General features: G+C 47.1%; 3 protein-coding genes. 1 reads left to right on the top strand and 2 read right to left on the bottom strand.

All coding sequences use genetic code 11. The annotated features are described in order from the left end of the window. Both BUA56_RS06675 and BUA56_RS06670 read right to left on the bottom strand, forming a co-directional pair. Positions 1-6,773: family 43 glycosylhydrolase (locus BUA56_RS06675; RefSeq protein ID WP_158640984.1), on the bottom strand; the 6,773-nt coding region annotated here is incomplete at its 3' end. Between the two features lie 346 nt (positions 6,774-7,119). After that, positions 7,120-7,878, bottom strand: coding sequence for a 5-oxoprolinase subunit PxpA (locus BUA56_RS06670; RefSeq protein WP_072850192.1), 759 nt, complete (start codon positions 7,876-7,878; stop codon positions 7,120-7,122). Between the two features lie 332 nt (positions 7,879-8,210). Between BUA56_RS06670 and BUA56_RS06665 the strand changes: the two genes are divergently transcribed. After that, positions 8,211-9,149, top strand: a complete 939-nt coding sequence (locus BUA56_RS06665) for a bile acid:sodium symporter family protein (protein ID WP_072850189.1) — start codon at positions 8,211-8,213, stop codon at positions 9,147-9,149. Positions 9,150-9,401: the final 252 nt, after the last annotated feature.

Raw genomic sequence — 9,401 nt, 5'->3', positions numbered from 1 at the left:
AGATAATACCAGGTCTTTCCGTCTAACAGCCAGCCCGTAGCCATCGCTCCGCTGCTCTTCAGGTAATACCAGGTCTTTCCGTCCTTCAGCCAGCCTGTGGCCATCATTCCATTGCTCTTCAGATAATACCAAGTCTTTCCGTCCAGCAGCCAGCCCGTTACCATCGCTCCGTTGCTTCTCAGGTAATACCAGGTTTTTCCATCCAACAGCCAGCCGGTTGCCATTGCTCCATTGCTTTTCAGGTAATACCAGGTTTTTCCATCCTGCAGCCAGCCGGTTGCCATTGTTCCATTGCTCTTCAGATAATACCAAGTCTTTCCATCCTGCAGCCAGCCGGTTGCCATCATTCCATTGCCTTTCAGGTAATACCAGGTCTTTCCATCCAACAGCCAGCCTGTGGCCATCTTTCCATCGCCCTTCAGGTAATACCAATGTTGTCCGTCCTGAATCCAGCCGGTAGCCATTCCTCCGCTGCTCTTCAGATAATACCAGGCATTTCCATATGACAGCCAGCCCGTTACCATCACTCCGTCATTCGCCAGATAGTACCAGGTCTTTCCATCCTGGATCCAGCCGGACTGCCGGTAGCCTTCCTGGTCAAAATGATACCATTTGCCGTCAATGAGTTTCCAGTCATCCTTAACAAAAGACCCATCCTCATTTTGATACATCCAGCGGTCACCGTCCTGAACCCACGCAGCGGAAGGCGCTTTCTCCAGAAGTTCTAACTCAATGTAGTCCAGATCTGCTGCTGTCAGTTCCGCACTCTTGCCCACAGAGATGGTATTTTCACCTCTGTTCAGCTCTATCTCCAGCTCATAACCCATCCAGTTGTCTACACACAATCCGTTTCCTGGGGAAGCGTTGAAAGAAACCACTTCTTTATTAACAGCTTCTCCTCCGTTTACAGATACCGCCAGCCCGGCATTGTCAGCGCTGGTAGCTGCGCCGAGATACAGCTTATAGGTGCCTTTATCCTTTACTTCAGCTTTGAAGGTTACATTTGCCCCTTCATTGTCCAGTCCTGTTACCTTCTTTCCGGCAGAGGAGTTATAGGTTTCTTCCACAGCCGCGCCGTTGGCAAGCTCTCCGCTTTCTGCCTCTATACGAGTCCGCTCGGTATCCGGTGTTCCTGAAGGTTTGTTTACTTTTGCGTCATATGCAATTGCCTTGCCGAAATTAGGAGTTCCATCCTCATTCCATGTAAACTTCTGAGTCCGCACGCCTCTTCCGTTCCATCCCTGTCCGGCTCCTCTTGTTGCATGGTACACAATATAGGATTCTGTGCCGTCCGGTGAGGTCGTAAAGCTAGCATGGCCTGTGGAGTAGGTAGAAGGAGCATTCTTCATAAATACAGCCTCTGTTCCCTTCTCCCAGTCATCCGGATTCATTGGATCTCCGTCTTTCTTTAGGGTCAGTCTGCCCAGGCAGTAGTCATCCGTCCAGCTTCCGCTGGCAGAGTAAATAATGTTGGTTATTCCGTCCGGTGATACTGCAACCTGTGCGCCCTCATTGATTCTTGGTGTTCCGTTTAATTCCCATGCATATTCCGGACGGGAGAGTTCCACTCTCTCACTGGAAATGGTGCATGGATCTGACATCTCTGCAATATAAATTCTCTGTTCTTCATTTACATCGCCTTCCCAGCCGGACCACACGGCATATAAGTTTCCGTTGTATTCCAGCACTGTCTGGTCAATGGCCCATTTGTCCGTAGTCGGCGCTAATTTACCTTTGAATTCATATTCGCCCAGTGCATTGTCTGTCTTGCTTTCCAACACATACATTCTGTGGTCATTGCCGGCTCCTGCGGTATAATAGATATACCATTTGCCGTTCAGATAGTGGATTTCCGGTGCCCAGAGTTCTCTGTCCGGCTCACCCTCCGCAGGTGTATATACCATATACGGCTGTGTTGCAGCGATTCTGTTCAGTTCCTTTGAGCGGGATACATAGATTTCTTTATCCTTATGTACCCTCACATAATAGTAATATCCATCCTGGTAGGTCACATAGGGATCAGCCCCATAGTTCACCAGAGGATTGGAAAATGCGCTGCTGTCGTAGAGGCGGATGGTGTACTCCTCGTGGAAGCTCTCATCCAGCGGGGAGGTTACCTCAACCTTCCCGGTAAGCAGCTCGTTGTCTGCCTGGGTTACCTTTACATCAAAGTAATCTTTAGACTCTTCTGCCATCTGGGCTTTGATCTCCGGAACCTTGCTCAGATCTTTGATCTCCACGGAATACTCATGGGTATTGGTGTCAAAGCCTTCCAGAGGCTCACCGTCTAACGTGATAGAGTCCAGTTTAGGATTATAGTTGTAGAATGTAATATAATCCAGTTCAGAGAAGCTGTTTGCTCTTCCGGAATGTGTAACGGTAAAGGTATTCAGTCCTTTGTTCAATTCCACTTCTACCGGATAGGCTGTCCATACATCCCATCCCTTAGGAACATAATCTACAATCTTTGCGTTGGAGATATCACCATTTACATAATATTTTGCGGATGCATTTGGCTGATCCGTACCGCTTCCCGATACTATATCAATTCTGTAGGTTCCCGCCTTTGGAGCATCCAGGGTAAAGGTTACTGTAGCGCTGGAATTATCAATTGTTCCTACTTTTCTTCCGCCGGAAGCATCCCCTCTGTCCACCGCCTTGGCAGGCAAAGTAAGTCTCGCGTTCTCCGCCTCCATTTTTACCTTCATTTTTCTCTCAGTTACAATTTCATCAGAACTCATGGCTCTGTTGTAGATCTGGATATTGTCGTAGCATCCCTTAAAGTAAGGGTCATCATAGAAGGACTTTCCAAGATAAGAGATCAGATCAGCTCCCAACTCCTGGATACTTCTCACATGGGGATTGACAGCAATGAGCTGATCGTCTACATACATAGACATCTTGTGCCCCTCAACCACAACCTTAACATTCACCCATTTATTTAGTCTTCCAGTCTCTCCGTCTACCAGTTTATATTCATTCTGCCAGCTCCTGGTTGTGATGCCAGAAGTAATATCATAGTCACGGAATCGGAGAAACATATACCGGTTATTATCCTGTCCAATACTAAAGTCCACATGATTTGTCTCTGTTGTCTCAGGCTTTACATCCATGCTTATGGTCAGGTTTTCCATACCGTCGAAGAACCCGGTAGGCAGCTGTGCATAAGTGCCCTTAGAACCATCCAGATACAATACATTGCTCTTTTTCTCTTCGTCATACTTGTATGCAGCATTTCCGAACAGTTCGGCATTTAAATTATTTCCTGATTTATCTTTTACTGTACCGTCCGCAAGTTCTTCCTCAAAATCATAGGAAATAACAGGATCTTTCTGCTCTGTCTCATTGATCTCTTCTTTTGCAACACCCCACTTAGCGGTTAAAGCATCATACTCCTCCTGAGTAATTGGAAGAATGACACCGTGTTTACCGCCGTCCTGCATAATATAATCATTGTTAGACAGTGCTTTTACGTTGTTAGGCTTATCCAGGTCATCACTGATAAAGGGGATATAGCCTCTGGTCTGTCCGCCGTATTCATCTACCATGACGCACCATTCGTCCCTGTCGTTAAACTTAAACATGGTCGCGCCCTCGTAAGAACCTCTGAAGGATTCCAGGCAGCCGTCTGCAGAGTTGTCAATCTGGGTATAATTTGCGCCCAGGTTCTTGTAGGTTTTGTCTCCGATGACTACTTCATTTACTTCTTCCCCGTATGCCAGAGGATGATCCTTTGCAGACTGAAGGATCACATGGGTGTTATCTCCGTCCTCCAGTTTAATCAGCTTATAATACTTATCGCCTTCTTTGTGAATAGACGTGTCAATATTGCTGCCCAGATCATTGTATACCTCAGGCTCTGTAAAGGTATAGAAGTCTCTTGTCTTGGATACGAAGTTATACTGCCTTGCATAATTGTCGTCAGCCACCTTGCTTGACCAGTATACCAGATACTCTCCGGTGCCCTCGTCATAGATAGCCTCCGGCGCCCAGGCACAGCCGGCATTGACAGAATCTGCCACTACCACTCTTCTGTGGTCTGTCCAGTTTACCAGGTCTGTAGATTCCCAGATAGTGAGTGCCTGACTTCCCTGGGTGGAAAGCTTGTCCCAGTCAACGCCGCTGTACTGGTAGATATTCTGATCCGTAGCGATCAGATAGAATTTATCCCCGTCCGCGGAACGGATAATGTAAGGATCTCTGACCTTTTTATCGCCAACCTCAGACTTTAATACTGCTTCATTATTATTCAGAGCTGTCCAATCCAGGCCGTTCTTGCTGACACCGAAGAAGATATCCTGTTCTCCCACCTCTCCGGGATGCTCTTTAAAATGAGCATACAGATAAGCAACATACTCTTTTTTCTCCGGTTTTGCCTTTACGGTTGTTTTGATCTCCCGGGATCTGGTCACTCCGTCCTTCTCCGCCGAAACTGTAAGGGTTACTACGGTATCTTTGTCCTGACGGGTAACAACGCCCGCAGGTGTGGTGTAATAATTATCATTCTCTTTTTCTTTTGTTGAGATTACGGATTCTTTATCAGACTTCCAGGTAAGCGCCAGGCCGTCCTGCTCTGTGGGAAGGGTGATGTTTTCCATAATGTTATCCTTATTTCGGATCTCAACCTTGCCCAGAATCTCGTCCAGGGATTCTTCTGCGGACATATCTCTCTTAACTGTAACATTGGCTGTGACGGTCAAAGGAATATTTCCCAGATTCTCTACACCTTCGGGCAGAATCACGGTTCCAGTTACCTGAAGTTTCTGCTCCTCTTTATTTGCCGGATCGTAGCCTTCTGCATTCCATTCTACGGCAGCTTTCTTTTCCACCCCTTTTTCCTGTGCAGAGGTGATAAGGCTTGCCTGAATGTTCCAGTCTTCCGGAGCAGTTCCGTTTTCTACTACATTCTCCCCTTCCGGGCTCTTTACCTCAATGAGATTATCCACATTCACAGATCCTGAGGGAGCCGCCTGAGGTGTCACAGTAGGACCTTTTACTTCCAGTACTGTATTGCCGTCTGCGTCCTCTGTAAACTGAAGACGATCAATGCACAGGCGCCTGGGCTCTGTCTCTTTGAGATTATTATGGCAGTGATAAATCATAAACAGTTCCTGGCCGTCGGGTGATTCCGCGATTCCGTGATGGCCGGCGCCGTGTACCATGGAGTTAGACTGCATAATAGGATTGTTCTCATATTTGGTATACGGTCCCAGAGGGGAATCGCTGGTAGCGTATCCGGATCCGTAATTATTACTCTCAAAGTGAGAGCCTGAGTATGTAAGATAGTAGACACCATCTTTCTTCAGCATAAACGGCCCCTCATTCACTCTGGCCATATCCGTCTCCCAGCCTGTATCCGGTGTCAGAACACGGGTAATGGTGCTGTCATCCATGGTCATCATATCATCATTTAATTTTGCGCCTTCAATTACATTTCCGTTATCGAATCTTACAAAATAAATATAATACTGTCCGTCGTCGTCCTGGAATACATGAGCATCAATCTCCTTGATATCATCATGCATGGGCTTCTTTTCTTCCTGAACAAAGGGACCCAGAGGAGACTTGCTGGTTGCTACACAGAGGTGTTCCTCGGATACATAATACATATAAAAGGTACCGTCACGCTCAATAATATCCGGTGCCCAGAAGTTTGCGTTTCCCCAGACATCATCCTTTGAGAGCGCCCAGCCCTTGTCGGCCCAGTGAATTAAATCGGTGGATGTATATACTTTAATTCCCTGATCATCGTTGGCATCCCCTGCATTGGTAGGATACAGATAGTAGGTGCCGTTGTAGTACAGTACATCAGGATCTGCACACATAGAAAGGAGCGGATTGGTATACGTATCCCCTTCGATTTCCGGTTCTGTATAGGCAGACACTCTGATGTTCCGGTAGGATGCATTAGAAAGCCAGTTTCTGACCCCTACGCTTCCTGCCGCATGATCGCTGTCCTTTGCTTCAATCTTGGCAAAATTGTTTCCATTATAATCTACATAACAGGAAATCTTATCCCCTGAGACAGCTACGGTCAGATGATAAGTCTCACCGAAATTAACGGTTGTTTTCTTGGAGGCAAGTTCTGTCCACTGGTTTCCCCTGGTTTTTCCAAGGGTGACCTTGCTGTTCTTAGCATCTACACAGAAATAGTAGCCATTATATCCATCAGCTGCATTGCCTGAAGCCTCAGAGGCACGAAACAGGATACCTGCCTGAGAGCTGGACTTGTCACCCATATCTGCCTGAGCATCCACGGAAACATCTGCTTCCATTACAAAATCTGTAAAGCTTTGATCTTTTACTACCGCCTTATTCCCTGTTCCTCCGGTTATAGTAAGTGCATTATCCGCACAGTTGAACTCACCGGCGTTATTCCCCGGATAGGTATCCAGTTCATCCATATTTGTAAAATCGTTGATGTACAGCTGGTCTCCCATACCCGGAAGGGACGGGCTTTGGTTGGTATAATTTGCGCCTGCCGCCTGATAGGATATGGCAGGGGCAGCCTCCCCGCTGTCTGTGTCCTCTTCTGATGGTGTGTTATCCCCGGTTTCGTCCTCCTGGGGTTCCCCACTCGTTTCATTCTGTGAGGGATCTGGAACATCACCTTCATAGGTTCCGGATTCCTCATCCAGAACAGCCTCATTTGCAGACGGAAGATCATCCGTCTCAGCCGCCAGAACCGGCATATTCATGGAAGTCAGACTCACGGTAATACCCATAAACAAGGCGAGTCCCCGTTTTGATTTTCTCCAAAACTTATTTCTCATCCTTTTCCTCCCTTTCTATATGTTCTTTTTTATCCGGAGTTTTTGTGCACTTCACCCAATATCCTTGATGTTTTATCCGGATTCACCATCAATATACCATAATCCCGTCCTTAAATCAACATATATTTTGTTTTATTACATATATTTTGTTTTAATTTGTACCCCTTTCAGACAGCTTGTATGGCACCTCCCGGCAGGTCCCCCGGTAAGTCCGTACGTCTTTTGATACATGTGTCTTACTTGTGCATTATTCGGAAATGCTTTATGGGTAAGCGTTAAAATAAAAGCGTGCCCCCCAGGCGATAGTTCTCACCTTAGGGACACGCTTTTTCCTATATAAATACATTTACTCAATATTTTTTATAGTAATTCCCTCATATTGAAAAACTTCACGGATCCTTTTTACAAAAGCAATGGCTTTGGGCCCGTCACCATGAACGCAAAGCGTATCCCCCTGTATCGTTAGCTCCCTGCCTGTTATGGAGGTTACCTTTCCTTCTTTAATCATTCTGACACACCGCTCAATAACCAGCACCTCGTCGGTGATCATAGCCCCTTCCATCTTCCTGGGCACAAGGGACAGATCGTCCATATAAGCCCTGTCCGCAAAGATCTCTGCAGCAGCCTTTAAGCCCATCTGTTGGGCTTCCTCACCCAGCACAGCACCCGCGCAGTAATAGATCATCAGGCCGGGGTCTACCTCGTATACCGCTTCACAGATAGCTCTTGAAACCTCCCTGTCGTATTGGCAGAGATTCCCCAGGGCGCCGTGAGGCGCCACATGCTGCAATTTCATGCCATAACTTGCGGTGAAGGCCTGAAGTGCACCAATCTGGTATTTTATATAGTTCTTCACTTCCAAAAAGGACAGAACCATTTTTCTGCGCCCGAATCCCAGCAGATCCGGGTACCCGGGATGAGCGCCGACCCGGACATTATGTTCCTTGGCCATACCAACTACTTTGTCCATCACCATAGGATCTCCGGCGTGCCAGCCGCAGGCTACATTTGCCGTAGTCACATATTTTATAATCTCTTCGTCTCCGCCAATGGTGTAGGCTCCGAAGCTTTCACCCATATCACTGTTTAAATCAATCGTATACATGCTCCCTCTCCTTTACGTCTTACAGGTTCACAGCGTTCTGTACGGTTCCACTGTCCCCTTTATTTGTCTTCTTATGTCCATTGCCTTCTGTCTGTATTATAGCATAAGGTTATTATATGAAATAATAAATTATTTTCCTATAATAAATTGATATTTCTTATATTTTAAACATCTCAGTTTTCATCCCATATTGACATTCGTAACACAGATTGCTATGATAGAAGCAGTATCGCAAAGGTTAGGCCTTTGTCTCTTTGTAGAGGCAGGGGCCTTTCTGTTCCTTACTAAACCGATAAAACGCACAAGATACTTTTGTCAAAGGAGACACCCACATGAATACCTTAAGAAAAATTACCAGCTTTGTCAGCCGTTATATGGCGGTTATTGTAATAGCAGTCTCTGCCCTGGCTCTCTTCACACCGGATAGCTTTGGTTTTGTAAAAACTGCCTATGTGAACACGCTTCTGGGAGTTGTCATGTTCGGCATGGGATTAACTTTACAGCCAAACGATTTTAGAGTGGTTTTCAGCCGCCCCAAAGACGTTATCATCGGCTGCCTGGCCCAGTTTACTATCATGCCTCTTTTGGCATTTCTGCTGACCAGGCTTTTTTCCCTTCCCACGGACCTGGCCATAGGCGTTATCCTCGTAGGGACATGTCCGGGAGGGACCTCATCCAACGTAATGACCTATCTATCCAAGGGAGATGTAGCACTCTCCGTAGGCATGACCAGTGTTTCCACCATGCTCGCACCCTTTCTGACCCCTCCCCTGACCTATCTTTTTGCAGGTACCAGAGTAGAGGTGAATGTACTAAGCATGTTCCTATCTATCTTTAAAGTTGTTGTTATACCCATCGCAGGCGGCTTTATCATCCATCACTTTTTTAAAGCCGTGACAGAGAAAATTGTAGAGATCCTGCCACTCATCTCCACAACCGCTATTGTTGCTATTGTTGCCGCAGTAGTGTCCGATAATGCCTCCAAAATCATGACGTCTGGTCTTGTCATTGGCATCGTGGTCGTCCTGCACAACCTCCTGGGGTATGCCTCCGGCTATGCGGTAGGCAAGGCCCTGAAACTGGATACCCGAAAATGCAGAGCCGTCTCTATTGAAGTGGGCATGCAGAACGCAGGCCTGGCAACATCTCTGGCAGCCACGCACTTTGCCCAGTATCCTCTGGCAACCATACCCGGGGCCGTCTTTAGCATATGGCATAATACATCTGGGGCTGTGCTGGCGAATATATATAGGAGGACGGCTGATAAATGATAGTTTTGTGTAATTGTTTTGTGTATGTAAAGTTCGAGATAAAATAGTCGGCCAGCGCAGCGTTGCAGACGGACGGATATAGGAGGGAGCACCGGGGAGACAGGGCCAGGGGCCGGAGTATAAGGGCAGGTCAGCTCGAGGCTCCGCTCCCCTTAGCTAAGTCCTACCAGCTGCTAAGCTCGTCAGGAGAGCCTTCCTCGCCAATCAGCTGGTGGCCTGGATCTTCGGCTCACTCCGCTTGACCTCCCTGAC

Source organism: Lactonifactor longoviformis DSM 17459, assembly GCF_900129135.1.
GTDB classification, from domain to species: domain Bacteria; phylum Bacillota; class Clostridia; order Lachnospirales; family Lachnospiraceae; genus Lactonifactor; species Lactonifactor longoviformis.
The sequence above is the reverse complement of the archived record's forward strand: the minus strand, read 5'-3'. Positions and strand labels throughout refer to the sequence as shown.